The organism is Runella rosea (assembly GCF_003325355.1).
GTDB classification, from domain to species: Bacteria; Bacteroidota; Bacteroidia; order Cytophagales; family Spirosomataceae; genus Runella; species Runella rosea.
This window is the reverse complement of sequence record NZ_CP030850.1, coordinates 1,742,851-1,763,917: the sequence shown is the minus strand read 5'-3', so window position 1 is coordinate 1,763,917 and position 21,067 is coordinate 1,742,851. Positions and strand designations below refer to the sequence as shown.

Below are 21,067 nucleotides of genomic sequence, written 5' to 3'. Positions count from 1 at the left end.
CCCATGATAAAATCGTATAAACAGTTAATTTTTGCGGTGTCTATATGTCTCTTTTTTTTGCCGTTTATCAGCGCTGCACAAATTGATAAAAATGCCACTAAAGAGACCAAAGCCTTATATCGTTATCTGAAAAAAACGTCAAAAAAACACATTCTTTTTGGGCACCAACACGCCACTGAATATGGACATGGCTGGTCTGGGGAGAGGGACCGCTCAGATGTAAAATCGGTCACGGGCTCGCATCCTGCGGTGATTGGGGTAGATTTTAGCGGTTTTTCGGGACGTCCGAAAGCTGCCATTGATCAGGCGGTGAATGCATTGAAAAAAAACGTGATAGATACCTATAACCGGGGCGGAGTCACAACCGTAGCGTGGCATTTTTCTAATCCTGCTTCCAAAGGCGGTTTTTATTGGGTCGATACAGTCTCTGCACCAGCCATTTCACTCATTAAACCGGGCGGTTCGCACCACGAAAAATACAAGGAAATATTGCGTACTGTGGGCGACTTTGCCAATTCAGTACGGGGAAAAAACGGGACGCTAGCACCCATGATATTTCGTCCCTTTCATGAGTTTGACGGTGGGTGGTTTTGGTGGGGGAAACCGCATTGCAGCCGCGAGGATTTTGTTGATGTTTGGCAATTTACGGTTTCGTATTTGCGTGATAGCTTGGGCGTTCATAATTTTATTTACGCTTTTTCTCCCGACAATAAGTTCAACACCGAAGAGGAGTTTTTGGAACGTTACCCCAGCGATAAATGGGTAGACATGGTCGGAATGGACAACTATGGCGACTTTGGCCGCGACGGAAAATATAATCTGGAAGCAGGTGTGAAGAAGTTAAAAATAGTATCTGACTACGCCAAAAAAGCCAATAAGTTAGCGGCATTTACCGAAACGGGATTAGAGTCAATTCCCAATCCTACTTGGTGGACCGAAACCTTGTTAAAAGCACTCAAAACCGAGAAAATAAACTTATCGTATGTATTGGTATGGCGCAACGATATTCACAGTCCCACGCATTATTATGCACCTTATCAGGGGCATTCGAGCGTACCAGATTTCTTGAATTTCTACAATGACCCCTATACTTTGTTTGAAAAAGATTTGACGAAGGTATACAAAAAACGGTTTTTAGGTATTTTCTAAACGAATCAAAATATTCATTTTCTCAGTTAATTAAATACTTAGTTATCAGTTGATTGTGATAGATATATATGCATAGAGCGAGTTAGTAGTATGAAAAGCTTCGGAACGGTCTGCCGCGCAGAAGCACCACCTTTGTAGAATTGGTATGTCGTTGGTGAAAAAAGGCCAACAACGGTAATTTTGTTATTTTTTTATGTAAAATGGCTGATAAATTCGTTATTACAAGATAACCAACGTCAGCTTTCATGCCTAATTTTCGCCTTATATACACCACCTTTTCAGGATTACTTCTTACTTTTTTTCTTGTCTTTCACGCTCAAAGTCAAACCTTTCCGACAATTTCGCCCGCACAATTGTTTGGTGATACGACCTCGTCGGAGTCTTTTCGGGGGATGTACACGCAATTGGGAGGGTATCCCACGTTGAGCGATTGTCGGACGGGGAAAATCGTACGAATATTGCCGAAAGGAGCGTATCAGGAACTTAAAGATATTTATAAAAAAGCCCGTCGGGAGAAATTGAGCCGGGTGTATGTAGAAATAGACGGATATTACGCCGATAAAACAAAAGACCAGGTGGTAGCCCAAGAAATTGTGCTGTTTCAGAACATTCAGGTGTGCCCTTCCCAAGCCAAAACATTTCTGGTCAGGCTGAAAACCCAATTCATTGAATATTCGGAAACGCTCGTTGAATGGGGGATAAAATTCGGGACGGCGTTGGCGATTTTATTGTTGGGATTTGGGCTGATTAATTGGTTTGACCGTCCACTAAAATCATTTATTGATAATCGTCGTCGCGTCGATCCTTCCGTTAAAAGTTTTATTAAAAGCCTGATTTCTATTGGTTTGCGCCTTAGTGTTATCATGTTTTCAGGTGCCTTTTTAGGACTTAAAGTAACAGGCTTTGTGGCGTTGTTTAGTGCGGCTACCTTAGCCATTGGCTTTGCGCTGCAAGGCAGCTTGTCCAATTTCGCGGGTGGTTTTATCATTTTATTGATGAAACAATTTAAAGTAGGCGAAAAAATCACTTCCCAAAATTATACTGGTGTTGTGCGGGATATTTTGATGTTTAATACTGTATTGGACACGGGCGACGGCCGCCGTGTCATGATTCCCAACGGTCCTTTGCTCAACAACACCATCATCAACCACACCCGCGCTGGTTTTGAAAAAAGGGGGTTGAAAATTTATACCGCGTCCGATGTGGATACTGAGCATCTTAAATCAATAATCGTAGAGCAGATGGCAGACGTTGAGACGGTGATGCAGCTTGCCCTTACCCCCGATGTTAAAATTACGGACTGGAATGGGGAGCGGCTCGAAATTACGATCTCGTACCAAACGCCCACCCGACGAAGCGAGGAAATTTTTGAAAAGGTAGTACAGCGCCTTAACAATCGTCTTCACCAAGAGAATTTAATCTTTTATACTTCCATGTAGACCTCTAAGCAGGCGCATTTTTGAGAAATTCTGTACCTTTGAGGCTTAAAAAATGCCTTATCATGAAAATTATTTGTATTGGCCGCAATTACGTTGATCACATCCACGAACTTCAAAACGCCGTTCCCGAAGACCCCGTTATTTTTCAAAAGCCCGACACGGCCCTACTCAAAGACAATGCGCCGTTTTATTATCCCGATTTTACCCAAGATCTTCATCATGAAGTAGAAATCGTGGTAAAAATCAGTAAGATGGGTAAAAATATTGACGAAAAATTTGCCCACAAATACTACGAAGAAGTCGGTATCGGCATTGATTTTACCGCCCGTGATTTGCAATCAAAACTGAAGTCAAAAGGCTTGCCGTGGGAACTAGCCAAAGCGTTTGATGGTTCGGCACCCGTTTCGTCGTTTGTTCCTAAATCGCAATTCGCTGATTTACAGAACCTGAATTTTCATTTGGACGTCAACGGTGAAACCCGTCAACAGGGTAATACCTCATTGATGTTGTTTAAAATTGACTATATTATATCGTTTATCTCTCGCTATTTTACCCTAAAAACGGGCGATTTACTCTTTACAGGCACCCCCAAAGGCGTTAGTGCGGTCAAAGTAGGTGATACGCTAACGGCTTATATTGAAGGTACTAAAATGCTTGAGTTTGAGGTAAAATAAAAAACACAAGAGGACGTGAAATGGACTGATTTGTGCATCTGCGAGCCTTGTGTGTGATTTTGTGATAAAAAAATGATGCTTGCAGCATGACTAAAGGACGATTTATATACTTTTTTTGCTTTTTTCTCGGCATTCTTCAATCGGTTGTTGCCCAACGAGAATCCTTCCCGAAAGGGTATTTTCAGTTTCCGATTCATCCCGGTCAGAAAAACACTTTGGCGGGGGTTTTGGGAGATTTGCGCACCAATCATTTTCACGCGGGGATTGATATTCGCACCCAACAACGGGAAGGATTGCAGGTATTGGCGGCGGCAGAAGGGTATATTTCGCGCATTAAAGTGCAAACGTCGGGTTATGGAAACGTGATTTTTATCAAACATCCCAACGGCATGACGACGGTGTACGGGCATTTGCTCTCGTTTGCGGAGCCGATGGGGAGTTATTTACGCCAAAAACAGTACGAACGTACATCGTTTGAAATAGAGTTGAATCTTTCCCCCGACCAGTTTCCCGTGAGTAAAGGACAACTGATTGGACTTTCGGGAAACACTGGCGGCTCGGCGGGGCCGCATTTGCATTTTGAAATTCGGGACTCCAAGGACAATTATCTCAATCCCTTGTTCTTTGATTTTGCCGAAATTGAAGACAGTACGCCGCCTTATTTTACGTCAATGGCCATCCGCCCCATGTCGCTTCTGAGTCGCATCAATGGGGAGTTTGAAAGAATTACTTTTCGGCCTGTCCGTCAAAAAGAAGGCTTTTATTCCGTGGCGCAACCCATCAAAGCGTGGGGGGAAATCGGTCTTGAACTCATTGCTTTTGATGCCATGACGGGGGTGAACTTCAGAAATGGCGTGAATTGTGTTGAAATTAAGCTCGACGGACAGGAAGTATTTGCGTACAATATGACTTCGTTTCCGTCGTGGTCTACCCGCGATTATAATAACCTTATCGATTACGCCACCGAACAAAAAACGGGCGCTCGCTACCTGAAATGCTATAATCCAGACGGCAATCAATTTAATGTGCACAAAACCGACGGCTATCGCGGAAAATTGCAAATAAAGGACACGCTCATGCACGATGTGGAGGTGACGCTCTTTGATTCTTACGAAAATTCATCGGTGTTGAGACTGAAAATAAAGGGCGAAGCACCCGAGGAATTGTTGCCTCTCTTGGAGGAGCCTGAGGCATTGCCGACGCTGGCCTATATTAAAACGGATGCGGTAGAAAATGTGCTTAAAATCACTGTATTTGGGCTTTCTCAGTTGACGCAGGCTGATATTTACGTAAAAAATAAAAGTATAAAATTGGCGCCAGCGTATCAGAGCAGCGGTGAAACGGTCTATTTGCTTGATTTGCGCGACTACTTGCCCGATTCGATTCAAATTGGCAACAAACAACTGAAAACAAACTTTCGGGAACGGATTCGCCCCAATATCATTGAGACCTACAACGGCGACCGTTACACGCTGCGCTTTGGCAACCAAAGCATTTTTGATACACTTTATCTGGCCGTGCAGTCGCGCGCGAATGGGCTTGCCATCAATGAAGAAAATATCCCGCTTCGGGATGCCATCGGGGTTAATTTTCGGCCCGATCTAATGCCCGCAAATCCTGAACGGACCCACGCTTACCGCTTTGACGGTGAGCGACTGCGTTTTGTGGGCGGAAAATGGCAAGGCGAAACGCTGGATTTTACCACCCGAGAACTGGGGGATTTTTCCATCGCTACCGATGAAACGCCGCCGTCTGTAAAGTTGATTCAATCTTCCAAAAAAAGTATTTCGGCGCGTATTTCCGATGGAATGTCGGGAATCAGTTCGTTCAATGCGTTTGTAAATGGAGAGTGGGTTTTGATGAATTATGACTACAAACGCAACTATATTTGGTCTGATAAACTGGTTGACACCCTTGATTTTGAGGGGGAATTACGGCTCGAAGTGACCGACCGCGCAGGAAATATCGCTATCTTGCAGGCCGAAATCAAAGAACCTGTTGTCAAACCCGCTACCCGTAAAAAACATGGCACTGCAAGTAGGCGAAAAAGCTCCCCTGTTCGAAGCAAAGGATCAAAACGGAAACGTCGTTAAACTGACTGATTTTCAGGGCAAAAAAATTGTCCTCTATTTTTATCCCAAAGATGATACACCCGGCTGTACTGCCCAGGCGTGCAGTCTGCGCGATAGCTACGATGCTATGCTAGCCAGAGGCTACGTAGTGCTCGGCGCAAGCGTCGATAACGAAAAATCGCATAAGAAATTTGCCGAAAAATATCAGCTTCCCTTTCCTTTACTGGCCGATACCGAGCACCAAATCGTAGAAGCCTATGGTGTTTGGGCCGAAAAATCCATGTACGGCAAAACTTATATGGGCACAGTACGTACTACTTTTATTATTGACGAAAATGGTGTAATTCAGGAGATTATCTCTAAAATTGACACCAAAAACCACGCAGAGCAGGTGCTTTCGTAAATTAAGTTTTCGTTAGTTTGTGCTAAAAGTGTCATTATGACATTTATATTTGTAACAATTTAAAAACTACGCATATTTCCATTATCCAAATGACTGAACTTCAAAGCATTGCTTCGCAGGTAAGACGCGATATTTTACGCATGGTCCACGGCTGTCAATCGGGTCACCCGGGCGGGTCGCTAGGTTGCACCGATTTATTGGTTGCCTTGTACTTTCAACAAATGAAAATCAACAACCGCAAAGGTAAAGGCGGTTATTTGTCATTCAATTTGGATGGCAAAGGTGAAGATTTGTTCTTTTTGTCAAATGGCCATATTTCGCCCGTGTTTTATAGCGTATTGGCGCGTCGCGGGTACTTTGACGTCAAAGAATTGGCCACCTTCCGTAAGATAAACACCCGTTTGCAAGGTCACCCCACCACCCACGAAGGACTGCCGGGCATTCGTATTGCGTCGGGCTCTTTGGGCCAAGGGCTTTCGGTAGCGATAGGGGCGGCGTTGGCGAAAAAACTCAACGGCGAAAAAAATATTGTGTATTGCCTCATGGGCGATGGCGAGCAGCAGGAAGGCCAAGTGTGGGAAGCCGTACAGTTTGCGCCCAACAACAACGTCGATAACCTCGTTGCGTTTGTGGACGTAAACGGTCAGCAGATCGACGGTTCGACCAATAAAGTAAATAACAACCGCGATTTAGGCGCAAAATACAAAGCTTTCGGCTGGCGTGTAGTGACCGTCGACGGCAACAACATGGACGAACTGACGACCCTGTTGCGCAAAATCAAGCGCCTTGTGGGTAAAGGTCAGCCCATCGCCGTGATGATGAAAACCGAAATGGGCCAAGGTGTAGACTTCATGATGCACAGCCACAAATGGCACGGCGTAGCGCCTAACGACGCCCAATTGGAGCAAGCTTTGGCGCAATTGCCCGAGACGCTGGGAGATTATTAAACAATCAGGAGATGGTAACAAGTCTTGACCAACTGGATTTATCAAAACAATACAGCTACGCAGACTATCTTAAATGGAAGTTTGAAGAGCGGGTAGAGCTGATAAAAGGGCGCATTTTTAAAATGTCGCCTGCTCCTGCGCGTAAACATCAGACTATTTCAAGGTATTTTATCTCACAAATGGTAAAGTATTTTGATGAACACCCTTGCGAATGGTATCATGCGCCGTTTGATGTGCGTTTGGCGCGTAAATCTGAAAATACCGACAAACAGGTGTATACAGTGGTGCAGCCTGACCTTTGCGTGATTTGCGATAAATCGAAGTTGGATAAGCGAGGCTGTGTTGGTGCACCTGATTTGATTATTGAAATTCTCTCACCCGGCAATAGTAAGAAGGAAATGAAGGATAAGTTTGAGGTGTATGAAGAAGCTGGGGTGCGCGAGTATTGGATTGTACAATCGACTGATAAGAATGTACTGGTCTATACCCTCAACGAGCAGGGCGTTTTTATCGGACATCGGCCTTTCATTGAAGACGAAATCATGCACTCGTTTATTTTTCCTGAACTGAAAATCAATTTGTTAGAAGTCTTTAAAGATTGACGGGTCACCGGTACTGAATGAAACTCCAAAGTCTCCATATCAAAAATTTCAAGTCCATTGTGGATTTGGAAATCGTCGAACCCAACCCGTTTACGGTCTTTGTCGGCCCCAACGGGTCGGGTAAGTCGAATATTTTTGAGGCATTGGAGTTTATTAATATAAGTAACAGAAGTTCATATTGGGAGTCTGCCATTAGTTTATTTGGTGGTGAGGAAAGTTTTTTAAATCGAAACAATAAGAATACATTTTCAGCAGAAATTGACTTTCAAAACTATAAAGTAATAACTGAGAAGTTATCTTTTAGAAGTGGCGATAGAAAATATGATGCTTATTCTACCCTTTTTTTTGATAAAGATGATATACCACATACTAATGACACTAATGAGTTTTTATCTAAGTCCATGGATGTAAGATACATGGAAGAAGTATCTTTTGAGCAATTCTTTTATTGGTATACCCATATTTTTATTGGTCAGAAAAGCCGGCAAAAACTTAACTATACTGGGGATTATTTACTAAGTTTATCTACTGATAATCTAGAAAAAGTCCTCAAACGTATTCTCCAAGACGAAGTCAAACGCGAAGAAATTAAAGAATGGTTGGATTTATTCATTCCTGGCTTTGATAATATTGAAATCGTTTCTAGTGAGTTGAGCAGTACCGATACGTTGGTGATGTACGAAAAAGGTATTAAGAAACCTTTTACTAAAGATTTACTTTCCGATGGTACCTACAACATCCTAGCGCTTTTAACCGCCGTCTATCAATCAGACGAGCCGCAATTTTTGTGCATTGAAGAGCCAGAGAATGGGTTAAATCCGTATGTTATCAGGAAGCTAGTTGATTTTTTTAGAGCTGCCTGCGAAGAAAAGGGGCATTATATTTGGCTCAATACGCACTCAAATGCCTTAGTGGAATGTCTGACGCCCGAGGAAGTGATTGTGGTGGATAAAATAGGCGGTGAAACCAAAATCAAACAAATCAAAGGTATGGATTTGCATGGCCTCAACATGGCCGAAGTATGGCTTTCGGGGGCATTGGGAGGAGGAACGCCATGGTAAAAGTGGGGTTCATCGTCGAAGGTGATACAGAAAAGCAGATTGTATCGTCTGAGTCATTCAAAACCTTCTGTCGTAGCAAAGGAATCGAAGTACTTAGCGGTGTATTACCAGCCAATAAAAAGGAGCGTGGCAAAGATGTCTTCAAAAATGAAGAAAAATTGGCTTCATTTACCGCTCTACTGTACGATATGGGTGCAGATTTTGTTTTTTGCATGCGAGATTTAGAGGACTCACCTTGTATCACATCGGCCAAAGACGAAATAAAGTCAACCGATGAAAAAGTAAAAAAAGTGATTGTTGTCAAACAGATTGAAACTTGGTTTTTGGCCGACGTCTCACTGATGAAAAAATACTTTGGTGACAATTTGCTCACAATATTCCCGGAAGTGGCAGTTCCTGAAATTATTTCAAAGCCAGAAGAAAAGTTAAAGGAAATTTCCGTTGCAACCAGAAATGGAAGGGGGATTGGAGATAAATTGCTCTTCGCTAAGAGATTGATTATGAATGGATTTTCAATAGAGCATTCTGCTCAAAATTGCCCCAGTGCCGCTTACTTTTTGAATAAACTTTCAGTACTTAATACCCAAAACTAATTACGCAATACAACACAAAGAATGAAAAAATATACGTTCACCGAAAAGAAAGATACCCGCAGCGGATTCGGCGCGGGAATGCAGGTTTTAGGTCAAACCAACCCCAACGTCGTGGCGATGTGCGCCGACTTGGTGGGTTCTTTAAAACTCGACGCGTTTATCAAAGAAAACCCTGAGCGCTTTATCCAGTGCGGTATTTCGGAAGCCAACATGATTGGTATGGCCGCAGGTCTGACCATCGGCGGGAAGATTCCGTTTGCGACCACGTTCGCCAATTTTGGCTCGGGACGGGTCTATGACCAAATCCGTCAAAGCGTAGCGTACTCTGACAAAAATGTCAAAATTGCCGTTTCTCACGCGGGCCTGACGCTGGGTGAAGATGGCGCCACGCACCAGATTTTGGAAGACCTTGCCATGATGCGCGCCTTGCCCGGAATGACCGTTATCAATCCGTGTGATTATAACCAAACCAAAGCGGCTACCATCGCCGTGGCAGAATACGAAGGTCCCGTTTATCTGCGTTTTGGTCGCCCAGTGATTCCAGTATTTACGGATGCTGACCAAAAATTTGAAATCGGAAAAGCGTGGATGGTCAATGAAGGTACCGATGTAAGTATCTTTGCCACAGGCCATTTGGTGTGGGAAGCCATCCAAGCGGGCGAAATGCTCGAAGCCGAAGGTATCAACGCCGAAATCATCAACATTCACACGATTAAACCTTTGGACGAAAAAGCCATCTTAAAATCGGTGAAGAAAACGGGTTGTTTGGTGTCGGCCGAAGAGCATCAAGTAGCGGGAGGATTGGGAAGTGCCATCGCTGAGTTATTGATTCAGGGTACACCTTATCCGCAAGAATTTATCGCCGTGAAAGACAGCTTCGGGGAAAGCGGTACGCCTGCGCAACTCATGGAAAAATACGGCCTCACCGCCAACGATATTGTAGCAGCCGCCAAACGGGCGATTGCAAGAAAAAAGTAGCCGGCAGCGAGGAGTGAAGGTAAAATTCACTCCTCGCTACTGACTCCTCACTCCTAAATGATGACAGATCAAGCCATTCTTGAAAAATTTGCCAATCCCGAAAGCCGCAATTTTGCTTTCAATCAGTTGGTACGAAAGTACCAGCAAAAAATTTATTGGCACATTCGCAAGATGGTCATTGACCACGACGATGCCGATGATTTGACGCAAGAGACTTTCATTAAAGCGTGGCAAGCATTAGAAACATTTCGAGGAGATGCGCAGCTTTTTACGTGGCTGTACCGCATTGCTACCAACGAATGTTTGAATTTTTTGAATAAAAAACGTCGCCGATTTTTTATTCCCATTCACGATGTAGAAGGCGAGTTACTAGAAAAACTGGAAGCCGCGGCGGGCGAAACAGACTCTCCGCTTTCGGGAGACGAAATTCAGTTGAAGCTGCAAAAAGCGCTGCTGACCTTGCCCGACAAACAGCGGTTGGTGTTTAACATGAAGTATTTTGATGACCTCAAATACGAAGATATTGCCGACATCACCGGCACTTCGGTGGGGGCGTTGAAGGCAAGCTATCACCATGCAGTGACAAAAATTGAAAAGTTTTTAAACGGAGAAGATTAAACTTTAGTATAAAAGCTTTGTCAAAAGATAAATACGTTTTCTCCACGGCTCATTTTGCGCGGGTGAAAACGACTCACCACTTCATCCACAGCATTGCAGAACCTGAGAAAAAATGAAACGGATAAAACTAGACGACCTCGAACGTAAGCTTCCTTTTCGGGAACCAGAAGGCTATTTTGAGAAATTACCTTCGACGGTACAAACCCGCATTTACGAGCAAATAGCTGAGAAAGAAACCTCTTTTACGGTCAGCTGGTCGTGGAAACGAACCGCTTTGCTCGGGGCGGCGGCGAGTGTGGTTGGCGTGTTGCTTTGGGTGACGTATCCGCAAAAACAACTTTCGCTGGGGGAAGAAACCCTGAGCCAAGTATCAGACGATGAGATTATTACGTATTTAAAAGATAATCACATTACCCAGCAAGAAATGGTGGAAGAACCCCAGATAAATGAGACTTATGCCGGAGAAGATGTTTTGTTGCAACAACTCAATGTCAATGATGAAGACCTCCGCAAAGCCATTCAGGAAGAAGACTTAGAGGAAGCAATTTAGTGTATCAATCCGTTATTTGAAACTTATTCTAGTGATGAAAAAAATCGTATTTGTATTTATTTGCACCCTATTGGTTAGTGCCTCTTACGCGCAGGACGGAGGACATCAGAAAATCGAAAATGCCAAAATTGGCCTGATTACCAACCGCTTGAACCTTACCCCAGAGCAGTCGCAGCAGTTTTGGCCCGTCTACAACGAGTTTGACGACAGAAAAAAAGAGATTCGTAAGCAAATGAGAAAACTCATCGTTGAAACCAACACGCTCACAACGCCCGACGAAAAAATTCTGACCAATCTCAAAGAAACGCTCAATCTCCAGCAAAAGGAAGTGGATTTGGAGCGTGAATACATGAATAAATTCCTTAAAGTAATTAATGTCAGGCAGTTGGCGGAGCTATACAAAGCCGAGCAGATGTTTACGCAAATGCTCATCCAACGCCTAAACAAAAAGCAACAGTAGAAATATTTTTGGATATAGCCCTCACTTAGGGTTTTATCAGAGGCAATGCTTTCGCGTAGAGGGCATTGCCTCTTTTTTTAGGCATCGTCTCGCAGGGCTTCGAGTTGTTTTATTTTTCTTCGTGATACTGGAATTTCATATCCGTCTTTAAGTCGGAAATGTTCACCCAACGAAAAGTCTAAGTAGACGGTATTGATAATACACCCCCGATTGACGCGGATAAAGTTGGGCGGCAATAGCTCTTCATAAAAACCAATGGTTTTGGAAACCAATATTTTTTGACCGTTTCGGAGAACAAACAGGGTGTAATTTCGCTGTCCTTCTAGGCGCATGATGTCGCGTAGTGCAACAAAGACTTTGTGGGAATTTAGTGGTAAACGGAGGCCTTCTAAGCCATTGGGCGTTCGTGCAAGGTGTAGAGCCGTCATAACATTAAGGGTTGAATGTGCTCTACAAAAGTGCGGTTTGAGAGGGGGGAAATCAACGGGCGTTTTCCCGTATCCTTTCGGTATTTTTCCCGTATTTTTGTGCCTCATATAAGCTCCTTTATGTTTGCCATTGTAGATATTGAAACCACGGGCGGCGCGTACGATACGAGCCGGATTACCGAAATTGCCATTTTGCGCCACGATGGCCAGCAGGTCATCGACTCTTATCAAAGCCTCATCAATCCAAAGTGTTGGATTCCTGGGTTTATTACCCAACTCACGGGGATTGATAACCAGATGGTTAAAGACGCGCCAACGTTTGAAGAAGTTGCGGATGATGTGCGCCGATTGACCCAAAACGCCGCTTTTGTAGCGCATAATGTTACCTTCGATTACGGATTTGTAAGGCGCGAATTTGGTCGTTTAGATGAATATTTTGACCGTGATACGCTTTGTACCGTTCGGTTAAGTCGGAAGATTTTTCCGGGCTATAAATCGTATAGCTTGGGTAATATTTGCCGGGACTTGCAAATCCAGCACACCAATCACCACCGCGCCATGGGCGATGCCGCCGCCACAACGCGCCTGTTTGAACTGCTTCTCCAACATGACCATCAGGGACTATTGAAAGGCTGGGTGTCGTAAATAAATCATGGTATTCTTTACTAAATTTTAAACTTCGGGAACCCTCGAAGGATGATTTTAGTTTCGTAAGTGATTACTCACTTTTAATTATGACTGAAAAACAGGAACTGATTCTAGAAACAGCGCTGAAACTTTTTGCAGAACATGGATTTGATACGACTCCCACGAGTCAGATTGCCAAAGAAGCGGGGGTTTCGGAAGGACTGATTTTTCGTCATTTTACCAATAAGGAAGGATTAATGGATGCCATCTTGGCCATGAGTGAAGAACGGATGGCTCGGCACGTCAAATCCATTGTTGCATTGGCCGAACCTTTGGCCAAGATTCACGCCACGATTGAACTGCCCGTGAAGCTATTTAGCGAAGAACGTGAATTTTGGAAACTACAGTTTTCGCTCAAATGGCAGAAAAAATACCGAGGGCAATCATACCGTCCGAGTGGCTATTATTTGGAGTTGGTGGAGGTAGTAACCGACGCATTTCGACAACTTGGCTACGCCGAACCCGAAAAAGAAGTTTTGTTGTTAGTCATGCTGCTCGACGGTTTGAGTAATCAGTTGATGCAGCAACCTTCGGAGGCATTTATTGAGCAAACGCTCTCATTTCTGAAATCTAAGTATCAACTGGAGAAACTCAAAAGTTAAGGAATTAAATTTTTTAAACGCACAATTTGTGTAGTCAAACAGTAAGTAAGCACTCACTTATTAATTGGTAATGTAGCAACCCATGATTAGCAAATTAAAAAAAACAATGTTGATTTTATTCATTTTCATTGCGGTCATTGCCCTGAGTGGGTATGTGTACATGCAGCAGCCACAATTCGGAAAAAATCCCGCCGAACTCCGTTTCGAACGCATTCGTACTTCGCCGCATTACAAAAACGGAGCCTTTCAAAATGAGCACTTTACCCCTGATTTGGCCGAAGGCGTTACTTATTTTGACATTTTAAAACTGTATATTCCAAAGGTGGAAAACAAAGAGCCGAGCAAAGCACTGCCTTCGGTTAAGACCGATTTAAAGAACATCTCATCTGATAAACCCGTGGTGGTTTGGTTTGGGCATTCTTCTTATTTCATGCATATCGACGGGAAAAATATACTGGTAGATCCCGTTTTCAGTGGAAATGCCTCGCCAGTTTCCTTTTTTGGGGCCAATTATAACGGAAGTAATGTGTATTCAATTGATGATTTTCCAGAACTCGACCTGCTGATTATTACGCACGACCATTACGATCATTTGGATTATGAAACGGTCAAAAAACTACAACCCAAGGTAAAGCGGGTCGTTACGTCTTTAGGAGTTGGGTCACATTTGGCGCATTGGGGCTATGATGAGTCTCAGATTACGGAATTAGATTGGTGGGAGAAGACTAAACTTGACAGTACGTTTGACATCACGGCCGCGCCAGCCCGACATTTTTCGGGCCGTGGTTTTAAGCGGATGCAGACGTTTTGGTCGTCGTTTATTCTAAAAACACCGCAGCACAACATTTATGTTGGCGGGGATTCAGGATATGATACGCACTTTAAAGAAATTGGAGATAAATACGGCCCGTTCGACTTGGCTATTTTGGAATGTGGGCAATACAACGACTATTGGAAGTACATTCACCTGATGCCCGAAGAAACGGCCCAAGCGGCGGTTGAGCTGCGAGCTAAATTACTTTTGCCCGTCCATTGGAGTAAATTTACGTTGGCATTGCACCCGTGGAATGAATCCATTCAACGCGTGACGAAAAAAGCAAAAGCCTTGAATCAACCCATTACAACGCCCATGATTGGCGAAAAAGTGGAAGTTGGGGGCGGTGAGTATCCCGTCAAAGAATGGTGGAATTACTAAATCTTTCAGGGGTCAAAAGTATATACTTTTGACCCCTGAAAGATTTCAATAGGCAGGTGTGAGGTTGATGGCCTCTACTTTTTTGATTTCAGGAACGGATTTTAAAATCGCTTCCTCCAGTCCTGCCTTAAAAGTCATGGTTGACATGGGACATGAGCTGCATGAACCAACAAGTTCGAGTCGAACCGTCATGTCGTCGGTAATCTCTTTCACCGCTACGTTGCCGCCGTCAGCTTCCAGATAAGGGCGGATGCTGTTGAGCGCCGTTTCGACGCGAGCTTTAAGTGAATCAGCTTGAAGTGTTTCCATTTTTTATAAAATAATGCGCTAAGATGCTATTTTTCAGTCGATACTATACTCTAATCTCTACTTGCTTGGTTTTGGCCAAGGTAGCATTGCGAATGGCTACCTGTTGCGCCAGATTTTCGGCCGCTTCCTGAAAAGCTTCTTTGGTGATGAGGTCATCGCTCAAATACGCCGGACGACCTTCGTCGCCGCCTTCCCGTATTCCTTGTACCAACGGAATGTGTCCTAATACCTGAACGTCAAATTTGTCGGCCAATTGCTGCCCACCGTCTTTCCCAAAAAGATAATACTTATTGTTGGGTAATTCGGCAGGGGTAAAGTAGGACATATTTTCCACAATTCCCAAGACGGGCACGTTGATTTGCGGCTGGCGAAACATAGCCAATCCTTTGATGGCGTCGGCTAAGGCAACTTTTTGAGGCGTAGTCACGATGACCGCTCCCGTAACAGGCAACGCCTGAACGAGCGTTAAATGAATATCGCTGGTGCCAGGAGGCAAGTCAATGAGCAGGTAATCCAGTTCGCCCCATTCTACATCGCCAATCAATTGGCGTAATGCCGTACTAGCCATGGGGCCGCGCCATACGGTGGCACTGTCGGCGGGGACCAAAAAGCCCATCGAAATCAATTTAATGCCCCATTGTTGGATAGGAACCATCATGTTGCGACCATCGCGCTGCACGATACGGGGTTGCATATCTTCGGCTCCAAACATAACGGGCATGGATGGCCCGTAAATATCAGCGTCGAGAATTCCGACTTTGGCCCCTGAGCGTGAGAGTGCCATGGCCAAATTGGCCGTAACGGTCGATTTTCCAACGCCTCCTTTTCCCGAGGCTACGGCAATGATGTTTTTTACCTGCGGCACCACTGGCCCGCCCGTACGCGTCGTTGTAACGTCGGCGGTAAGTTTTATATTTACCCGGATATGATCGCCAAAAAATTTGTGGATGGCATCCGTACATTCTTTTCGAATGAGTTCTTTAAGCGGGCACGCGGGCGTGGTAAGCACCACAGTAAAGCTGATGAGGTCAATGCCAGTTTCAACATCGCGAATCATGCCAAGGGTCACGAGGTCTTTCTTGAGGTCAGGTTCCTGAACGGTACTGAGGGCCTGAAGTATCTTTTCTTTATTAATAGTTAGGTCGCCCATGGGGGAATGTAATCCGTTATTGGTTAAATGGTTTACTGGTTGATTAATAAAAACTCAGTTAACGCTTTTCGTTGTACGTAATTAGAACCGTAAAATTAAAAGGAAAGTTTGCCAAAATCCTATTTGTACCTTTAAAAGACGGTTTTGTGACCAATTAAAAAGGCCGGGGTGGCCCGACCTCTTTGATTGGATTACGTAATTTCCTTATTTTACTGGAACGGGCACCAACCGAAACACGTATCCAGGGTCTTCGACCGACACGTAGATGTAGCCATCATTGCCCATTTGTACGTTTCGCAAACGCCCCAGATTTTGGAGGAGAATCTCCTCTTTAACGATTTTGCCGTTTTGTACTTTACAACGATTCAGGTACTTAAAACGCAACGAACCTACGAGCAAATCTCCTTTCCATGCGGGGTAGCGGTTGCCTGTCACGAAGGTCATACCGCTGGGGCCAATGGAAGGAATCCAGTAGTGATTGGGTTGTGCCATGCCTGGCTTGGCCGTGTTTGGGGTCAGAACGGTTCCGTCGTAATTAATTCCGTAGGAAATCACTGGCCAACCATAATTGGTTTCTTTTTTGATGATGTTGACTTCATCGCCGCCGCGTGGGCCGTGTTCGTGCTCCCACAATTCGCCCGTTGCTGGGTTGAGAGCGGTGCCTTGTGGGTTGCGGTGACCGTACGAAAACACCGAGCCGTGGGCTTTGTCTTTTTTGACAAATGGATTATCGGCAGGAATGTTCCCGTCGTCGTTGAGGCGATGGATTTTTCCACAGTCATTTTCTACCGATTGGGGCAACAACGGGACGTGCTGCCCGCGGTCACCGACAGAAACATACAAAAACCCACTTCTGTCAAATTCTAGCCGAGAGCCGTAGTGGTGGCGGGTTTTGAGATAAGGTTGTGCTTCAAAAATGATTTTCTGGTCCAACAGCGTTGTACCTTCCAACTTGGCCCGCATCACGGCCGTCGTCGAAAGTTTGTCGTTTCCTTCGGTTTTGAAGGCAGAATACGAAAAATAAATAAAGCCGTTTTGGGCGAATTTGGGGTGCAACTCTACGTCGAGCAATCCGCCCTGTCCTTCGGCCAATACCGTAGGGCCGCCTGTCACTTTGGTTTTCTGTTGGTTTTTGCCAACGCGATAAATCTCTCCCGTGCGGTCGGTTACAATCAAATCTCCGTCGGGCAAAAATACCATTCCCCAAGGGCTGCTCAATCCGCTGGCCACCGTGTCTAATTTTACGGTAAGTTCAGCCGAAGCAAACACGTTGGATTTAGGTTTGGCAGCAAAACTATATTTGCTGCCCTTTTCAATGCCTTCCAGAATATAGTCCGCCAATTCTTCAATTTCTTTGGGTTTGAGCGCTGCGCCCCACGATGGCATTCCGTTGTCGGGATACCCCCCTGTGATGCTTTTTATCAAATCAGGCTTGGTTTTGCCGTATTTCCATTGGCGGTCCACAAACATTTCCACTTTTTCGCCATGACAACTCGAACAGAAGTTTTTGTAATTGTTCTGAGCGGTTTCGAATGCGGGCAAGGGTGAATTGGAGACTGCAGCGGGCATAGGTTCGGTCGCGGTTTGACGAATGAGCAGGAGCATTGTCGCCGCCGAAGCAATGGCTATGTATTTTATCATTTGGTCTGGGGAGTTATTGATTAATAGCTAAAGTGAGGAGAATCAACTTTTTAATTGTTCGCAATCAGTATTCGAGGAGATTTTTGGGAATAGCTTTGTTTTGAGGGGGCGAATTCAATTTCCTTAAATGTACCGCTTGATAACTTTTTTAGGTCATTAGTAATAGAATAAGTAGTTTAGAGATATGTCTATTAATAATTATACCAATGGGTTTAAAATAGCTTTTTGTATCAATTTGGTCAGTACTGATGATGTGCTATGTCGGTATTGATATGTTTGATTGAAAATAGCTTATTCCCTTTTAACCAACCATTAGTTCTATGAAAACATCTACATTTCTACAGCAATCTCTGTTTTTGGGACAAAAGAGTTCTAGATTCGCTTTGGTATTTGCTACATTGATATTGACGTATTTATCTGGGCTGTCACAGCCAGTGATTACGTCCAATTTACCCATTGTAATTATCAATACTAACGGGCAGACCATTCCGAATGAACCCAAAATTGCAGCCACGATGAAAATCGTTGGTAAATCAGTGGTAGCTGGTAGTCCCGACAGCGTTTATTACTACAGTGCCAGTTCAAATGCTAACGTTTATCAATATTCAGGAAACATTGGAATCGAAATAAGGGGAAATACCTCCACCTATTGGCCCAAAAAATCCTATGGCTTTGAAACGCGAGAAGCCGCCACCGATGCCGATTCTAACGTCGTACTGTTGGGGATGCCCAAAGAAGCTGATTGGGTACTAAATGCGTGTTTTGGAGACAAATCATTCTTAAGAGAAGTGCTTTCGCAAGAGATGTTTCGAAAAACCAACCGGTATGCACCGCGTACGCGTTATGTGGAGTTATATCTGAATGTTGATGGTCAACCCTTGTATCAGGGTGTCTATATTTTGATGGAAAAAATCAAACGGAATGATAACCGCGTCAAAATTAAAAAGCTTGAAGAAGTAGATACCGACGCCGCCAAAATAACGGGTGGGTACATTCTTCAAGTTGGCGAAAATGAAGAGAAAAAATGGAGTTCGCATATTCCCCCCAACGATGTGCCGTTGCAAGCACCGCCCATATTCCACGTTGAGTACCCCAAATTGCATGAGTACACCAATTCTACTTCTCTAAACTTGCAGTTCAATTACATCAAGCAGTACATGTATAATTTTGAAACCGCGCTCAATGGGCCTGATTTTAAAAGTCCTACGCTCGGTTATCGTCCCTACTTAAACGTTGATTCCTTTGTCGATTTTTTTCTGTTGCAGGAGTTTACCAAAAACTCGGATGCGTGGCGGGTGAGTACCTTTTTGTACAAGGACCGAGATAGTGAAGGGGGACGCTTCACGCTGGGGCCGCCGTGGGACTTTGATAAGTCGATGGGAAATCAACAATTTTGCTACCCAAGGTCGGTCAAACCCGATAGCTCATGGGCTTGGCAATTCAATATTTATTGTCCCGGACGTACTTCAAGCACACCTTTCTGGGCCAAAAAAGTACTGGAAGATTGCTACTTTGTCCAAAAACTCGTCACTCGTTATCGTGAACTACGAAAAGGCCCGTGGCATCTCGACAGTATTCATCATTTCATTGATACACAACGTACATTGTTGAAAGCAAAAGATGCCATTACGCGTAATTTTACGAAATGGGATATTCTGGAAGACCCAATCATGTACAATGAATATTATCCACTTCCTGGAAATACGTTTGATAAAGAAGTGGATTACCTTAAAACGTGGTTAACGGCCCATTTGGCTTGGATGGATGCCAATATAGAAGCCGTAGGACCTCTTACTCAGCCGACATTAACTTCGGCAAACTGTACTCCGGGGGTAATTACATCGGTGTATTCGCTACTGTCAGAATGTGCTTTGCCGACCAATCAACCCACCACTTATCAGGCGCCAGCGTATATTCAGCTCAACCCTGGATTTAGTGTGCAGGGACAAGCTTCGTTTGTGGCCAAAATAGTGGCTTGTCCGACTAATTAATTGACGGCCAGTCGCGCATTTTCGGTGCTACGAATAAACGGCTTTAATCCTCGGTACAGGAGCAGGCACGAAACCCCGCATCCTAGTAGTACCGTACAAGCCAATGAAAGGTGAACTTGATTGGGGTCGCCAAATATTTTATCATTGATGAAGCCGACCGCCAAAGGCCCGCCGCCGAGCCCGACGATGTTGACCACAAACAGGAAAAAAGCAGAAAAAGTGGCCCGCATCGGGGCGGGAACCATTTCCTGAAGGGCTGCCGTAGCGGCACCGTAAGGAAGAGCCGTGAAAAAGCAAATCAGTGCCAATAAAACTACAAACACGGGCAAAGGAGCCGAGGTAAATACCATCATCGCCAAAACAGAGAAGGCCAGAAAAGTGCCGATGAGCATTCCTTGGTAGCCAACGCGCATTTTGGCATCGGGGTAGCCGTCTTTGGTCAATTTGTCGGCGTATCTACCACCAAAATAGACACCCGCCGTTGAAAAAATCGTGATAATCCCTCCTAACAATAAGCCTGCCTGCGCTTCGGCCAAGCCATATTTACGGACAAAAAGGGTAGGGGTCCAAGAGGTAGTAGCGTAAGAACTGAATGCCATGAAGGCAATTCCGAAAAAGAGAGACAATAATGAAAAACGATTGGCGCTGAAATAGGCTCGAATTTCTGACATCTCAACTTTTGCCTTCGAGGTTTGCTGGCGTACGGGTTCTTTGACCGTAAAGGCAATCAGTAATACAATCAGAAGCCCGGGAGCGCCTACGATTAGAAAGACCGTCTGCCACGGGTATATTTCTCCGAAGAAGGGAACTTGCCACATCCCTTCCACGCTGATAAGCTTGAGAATGAGGGCCACCAACAGAATCGAGAGCCCAGAGCCAACGTACACACCTAGGTTGTAAATACCCATGGCGGTTCCGAGTTTATGGCGCGGAAACAAATCGGTAATCATCGAATATGCGGCGGGCGACAGGGCGGCTTCGCCGATTCCTACCCCCACACGCGCCAGAAAAAGTTGGCTGTAGGTGTCTGTAACGCCGCAAATGGCGGTCATCAAACTCCACAAAACAATTCCCCACAAGATGATGCTTTTGCGGCTGCGTCGGTCGGCCAAGCGACCAATCGGAATACCGAGGAACGTATAAAAAATGGCAAAACTGAACCCAATCAGAAGTCCTACCTGCGTGTCAGTAACGCCAAAATCCCGTTTGAGTGGTTTGACCAGCAAAGTGAGCACCTGGCGGTCAATAAACGAAGAAATATAGGCAAGCATAAGCACCGCTACGACGTACCATGCATAGCGTAGAGAGGGAGTTTGGGCAGTCATGAAGAAAAGGGTTTAAGGTGTATAGTCAAAAGTAGGAGATATGTACTATTGAAATATCTAATTTTATATAAAAATTCTACTATTTGTTTTCTAGGGGCTAAAAAGGCAAATCGCTTTGTAAGTTTTGCAAGGGTGCTGATAATCACGAAATTGAAAAAGCAGGTATTGGCTCGCCAAAAAACACAGCGTTTAT

Annotated in this window: 22 protein-coding genes; 17 read left to right on the top strand and 5 right to left on the bottom strand. The window is 44.5% G+C overall.

What is annotated here, in order from left to right:
• Positions 1-3 precede the first annotated feature (3 nt).
• From DR864_RS07575 to DR864_RS07515, 13 genes are all read left to right on the top strand, one after another.
• The gene (locus tag DR864_RS07575; RefSeq protein WP_114066387.1) at positions 4-1,149 is read left to right on the top strand and encodes a glycoside hydrolase family 26 protein; all 1,146 of its coding nucleotides are present in this window, start codon (positions 4-6) and stop codon (positions 1,147-1,149) included.
• A 245-nt stretch (positions 1,150-1,394) separates the two neighbouring features.
• On the top strand, positions 1,395-2,588 hold the full coding sequence (locus tag DR864_RS07570) for a mechanosensitive ion channel domain-containing protein (RefSeq protein WP_114066386.1): 1,194 nt from the start codon (positions 1,395-1,397) through the stop codon (positions 2,586-2,588).
• 62 nt (positions 2,589-2,650) lie between these two features.
• Positions 2,651-3,262, top strand: a complete 612-nt coding sequence (locus DR864_RS07565; protein ID WP_114066385.1) for a fumarylacetoacetate hydrolase family protein — start codon at positions 2,651-2,653, stop codon at positions 3,260-3,262.
• An 86-nt stretch (positions 3,263-3,348) separates the two neighbouring features.
• Positions 3,349-5,355 carry a M23 family metallopeptidase gene (locus DR864_RS07560; protein ID WP_114066384.1) on the top strand — a complete coding sequence of 669 codons (2,007 nt, stop codon included), beginning with the start codon at positions 3,349-3,351 and terminating at the stop codon, positions 5,353-5,355.
• Entirely contained in the window at positions 5,288-5,737 is a 450-nt protein-coding gene (gene bcp, locus DR864_RS07555) for a thioredoxin-dependent thiol peroxidase (RefSeq protein ID WP_114066383.1), read from the top strand. The genes DR864_RS07560 and bcp overlap by 68 nt, the downstream gene beginning before the upstream one ends.
• Before the next feature lie 89 nt (positions 5,738-5,826).
• Positions 5,827-6,684, top strand: a complete 858-nt coding sequence (locus tag DR864_RS07550) for a transketolase (protein ID WP_114066382.1) — start codon at positions 5,827-5,829, stop codon at positions 6,682-6,684.
• Positions 6,685-6,695: 11 nt separating this feature from the next.
• Positions 6,696-7,286, top strand: coding sequence for a Uma2 family endonuclease (locus tag DR864_RS07545; protein WP_114066381.1), 591 nt, complete (start codon positions 6,696-6,698; stop codon positions 7,284-7,286).
• A 17-nt stretch (positions 7,287-7,303) separates the two neighbouring features.
• Positions 7,304-8,347, top strand: a complete 1,044-nt coding sequence (locus DR864_RS07540; RefSeq protein ID WP_114066380.1) for an AAA family ATPase — start codon at positions 7,304-7,306, stop codon at positions 8,345-8,347.
• Positions 8,341-8,940 carry a DUF4276 family protein gene (locus DR864_RS07535; protein WP_162793631.1) on the top strand — a complete coding sequence of 200 codons (600 nt, stop codon included), beginning with the start codon at positions 8,341-8,343 and terminating at the stop codon, positions 8,938-8,940. The genes DR864_RS07540 and DR864_RS07535 overlap by 7 nt, the downstream gene beginning before the upstream one ends.
• A 21-nt stretch (positions 8,941-8,961) precedes the next feature.
• Positions 8,962-9,918: a transketolase family protein gene (locus tag DR864_RS07530; RefSeq protein WP_114066378.1), complete on the top strand. Its 957-nt coding sequence runs from the start codon at positions 8,962-8,964 to the stop codon at positions 9,916-9,918.
• Positions 9,919-9,978: 60 nt separating this feature from the next.
• Entirely contained in the window at positions 9,979-10,536 is a 558-nt protein-coding gene (locus DR864_RS07525; protein ID WP_114066377.1) for an RNA polymerase sigma factor, read from the top strand.
• Between the two features lie 112 nt (positions 10,537-10,648).
• Positions 10,649-11,086 (top strand): hypothetical protein, encoded by a 438-nt coding sequence (locus DR864_RS07520; protein ID WP_114066376.1) that lies wholly within the window; start codon positions 10,649-10,651, stop codon positions 11,084-11,086.
• A gap of 34 nt (positions 11,087-11,120) precedes the next feature.
• Complete coding sequence (locus tag DR864_RS07515) at positions 11,121-11,546, top strand: Spy/CpxP family protein refolding chaperone (protein ID WP_114066375.1); 426 nt, start codon at positions 11,121-11,123, stop codon at positions 11,544-11,546.
• Positions 11,547-11,623: 77 nt separating this feature from the next.
• On the opposite strand, the gene DR864_RS07510 is transcribed toward DR864_RS07515, so the two are convergent.
• The gene (locus tag DR864_RS07510) at positions 11,624-11,974 is read right to left on the bottom strand and encodes a LytR/AlgR family response regulator transcription factor (protein ID WP_162793629.1); all 351 of its coding nucleotides are present in this window, start codon (positions 11,972-11,974) and stop codon (positions 11,624-11,626) included.
• 120 nt (positions 11,975-12,094) lie between these two features.
• On the opposite strand from DR864_RS07510, the gene DR864_RS07505 reads away from it, so the two are divergent.
• The 3 genes from DR864_RS07505 to DR864_RS07495 all read left to right on the top strand — a co-directional run bounded on the left by DR864_RS07505 (position 12,095) and on the right by DR864_RS07495 (position 14,458).
• Positions 12,095-12,619 (top strand): 3'-5' exonuclease, encoded by a 525-nt coding sequence (locus tag DR864_RS07505; protein ID WP_114066373.1) that lies wholly within the window; start codon positions 12,095-12,097, stop codon positions 12,617-12,619.
• Positions 12,620-12,708: 89 nt separating this feature from the next.
• Entirely contained in the window at positions 12,709-13,263 is a 555-nt protein-coding gene (locus DR864_RS07500; protein ID WP_114066372.1) for a TetR/AcrR family transcriptional regulator, read from the top strand.
• A gap of 106 nt (positions 13,264-13,369) precedes the next feature.
• The gene (locus DR864_RS07495; protein ID WP_229599542.1) at positions 13,370-14,458 is read left to right on the top strand and encodes an MBL fold metallo-hydrolase; all 1,089 of its coding nucleotides are present in this window, start codon (positions 13,370-13,372) and stop codon (positions 14,456-14,458) included.
• Between the two features lie 45 nt (positions 14,459-14,503).
• Here DR864_RS07495 and DR864_RS07490 read toward each other — a convergent pair whose 3' ends face one another.
• From DR864_RS07490 to DR864_RS07480, 3 genes are all read right to left on the bottom strand, one after another.
• On the bottom strand, positions 14,504-14,767 hold the full coding sequence (locus tag DR864_RS07490) for a NifU family protein (protein WP_114066370.1): 264 nt from the start codon (positions 14,765-14,767) through the stop codon (positions 14,504-14,506).
• A 43-nt stretch (positions 14,768-14,810) separates the two neighbouring features.
• Positions 14,811-15,917: an Mrp/NBP35 family ATP-binding protein gene (locus DR864_RS07485; protein ID WP_114066369.1), complete on the bottom strand. Its 1,107-nt coding sequence runs from the start codon at positions 15,915-15,917 to the stop codon at positions 14,811-14,813.
• 204 nt (positions 15,918-16,121) lie between these two features.
• Complete coding sequence (locus DR864_RS07480; RefSeq protein ID WP_114066368.1) at positions 16,122-17,558, bottom strand: PQQ-dependent sugar dehydrogenase; 1,437 nt, start codon at positions 17,556-17,558, stop codon at positions 16,122-16,124.
• Between the two features lie 320 nt (positions 17,559-17,878).
• Here DR864_RS07480 and DR864_RS07475 point away from each other — a divergent pair, with 320 nt between their 5' ends.
• A complete protein-coding gene (locus DR864_RS07475; RefSeq protein WP_114066367.1) occupies positions 17,879-19,549 on the top strand; it encodes a CotH kinase family protein in 1,671 nt (556 codons plus the stop codon).
• Here the strand turns inward: DR864_RS07475 and DR864_RS07470 are convergent.
• A complete protein-coding gene (locus DR864_RS07470; protein ID WP_114066366.1) occupies positions 19,546-20,874 on the bottom strand; it encodes a spinster family MFS transporter in 1,329 nt (442 codons plus the stop codon). The genes DR864_RS07475 and DR864_RS07470 overlap by 4 nt on opposite strands.
• Positions 20,875-21,067: the final 193 nt, after the last annotated feature.

Bases quoted from the DNA above. Each gene is read 5' to 3' on its own strand.
- DR864_RS07575 (WP_114066387.1), top strand. From the start codon at position 4: ATGATAAAATCGTATAAACAGTTAATTTTTGCGGTGTCTATATGTCTC.
- DR864_RS07570 (WP_114066386.1), top strand. From the start codon at position 1,395: ATGCCTAATTTTCGCCTTATATACACCACCTTTTCAGGATTACTTCTT.
- DR864_RS07565 (WP_114066385.1), top strand. From the start codon at position 2,651: ATGAAAATTATTTGTATTGGCCGCAATTACGTTGATCACATCCACGAA.
- DR864_RS07560 (WP_114066384.1), top strand. From the start codon at position 3,349: ATGACTAAAGGACGATTTATATACTTTTTTTGCTTTTTTCTCGGCATT.
- bcp (WP_114066383.1), top strand. From the start codon at position 5,288: ATGGCACTGCAAGTAGGCGAAAAAGCTCCCCTGTTCGAAGCAAAGGAT.
- DR864_RS07550 (WP_114066382.1), top strand. From the start codon at position 5,827: ATGACTGAACTTCAAAGCATTGCTTCGCAGGTAAGACGCGATATTTTA.
- DR864_RS07545 (WP_114066381.1), top strand. From the start codon at position 6,696: ATGGTAACAAGTCTTGACCAACTGGATTTATCAAAACAATACAGCTAC.
- DR864_RS07540 (WP_114066380.1), top strand. From the start codon at position 7,304: ATGAAACTCCAAAGTCTCCATATCAAAAATTTCAAGTCCATTGTGGAT.
- DR864_RS07535 (WP_162793631.1), top strand. From the start codon at position 8,341: ATGGTAAAAGTGGGGTTCATCGTCGAAGGTGATACAGAAAAGCAGATT.
- DR864_RS07530 (WP_114066378.1), top strand. From the start codon at position 8,962: ATGAAAAAATATACGTTCACCGAAAAGAAAGATACCCGCAGCGGATTC.
- DR864_RS07525 (WP_114066377.1), top strand. From the start codon at position 9,979: ATGACAGATCAAGCCATTCTTGAAAAATTTGCCAATCCCGAAAGCCGC.
- DR864_RS07520 (WP_114066376.1), top strand. From the start codon at position 10,649: ATGAAACGGATAAAACTAGACGACCTCGAACGTAAGCTTCCTTTTCGG.
- DR864_RS07515 (WP_114066375.1), top strand. From the start codon at position 11,121: ATGAAAAAAATCGTATTTGTATTTATTTGCACCCTATTGGTTAGTGCC.
- DR864_RS07510 (WP_162793629.1), bottom strand. From the start codon at position 11,974: ATGACGGCTCTACACCTTGCACGAACGCCCAATGGCTTAGAAGGCCTC.
- DR864_RS07505 (WP_114066373.1), top strand. From the start codon at position 12,095: ATGTTTGCCATTGTAGATATTGAAACCACGGGCGGCGCGTACGATACG.
- DR864_RS07500 (WP_114066372.1), top strand. From the start codon at position 12,709: ATGACTGAAAAACAGGAACTGATTCTAGAAACAGCGCTGAAACTTTTT.
- DR864_RS07495 (WP_229599542.1), top strand. From the start codon at position 13,370: ATGTTGATTTTATTCATTTTCATTGCGGTCATTGCCCTGAGTGGGTAT.
- DR864_RS07490 (WP_114066370.1), bottom strand. From the start codon at position 14,767: ATGGAAACACTTCAAGCTGATTCACTTAAAGCTCGCGTCGAAACGGCG.
- DR864_RS07485 (WP_114066369.1), bottom strand. From the start codon at position 15,917: ATGGGCGACCTAACTATTAATAAAGAAAAGATACTTCAGGCCCTCAGT.
- DR864_RS07480 (WP_114066368.1), bottom strand. From the start codon at position 17,558: ATGATAAAATACATAGCCATTGCTTCGGCGGCGACAATGCTCCTGCTC.
- DR864_RS07475 (WP_114066367.1), top strand. From the start codon at position 17,879: ATGAAAACATCTACATTTCTACAGCAATCTCTGTTTTTGGGACAAAAG.
- DR864_RS07470 (WP_114066366.1), bottom strand. From the start codon at position 20,874: ATGACTGCCCAAACTCCCTCTCTACGCTATGCATGGTACGTCGTAGCG.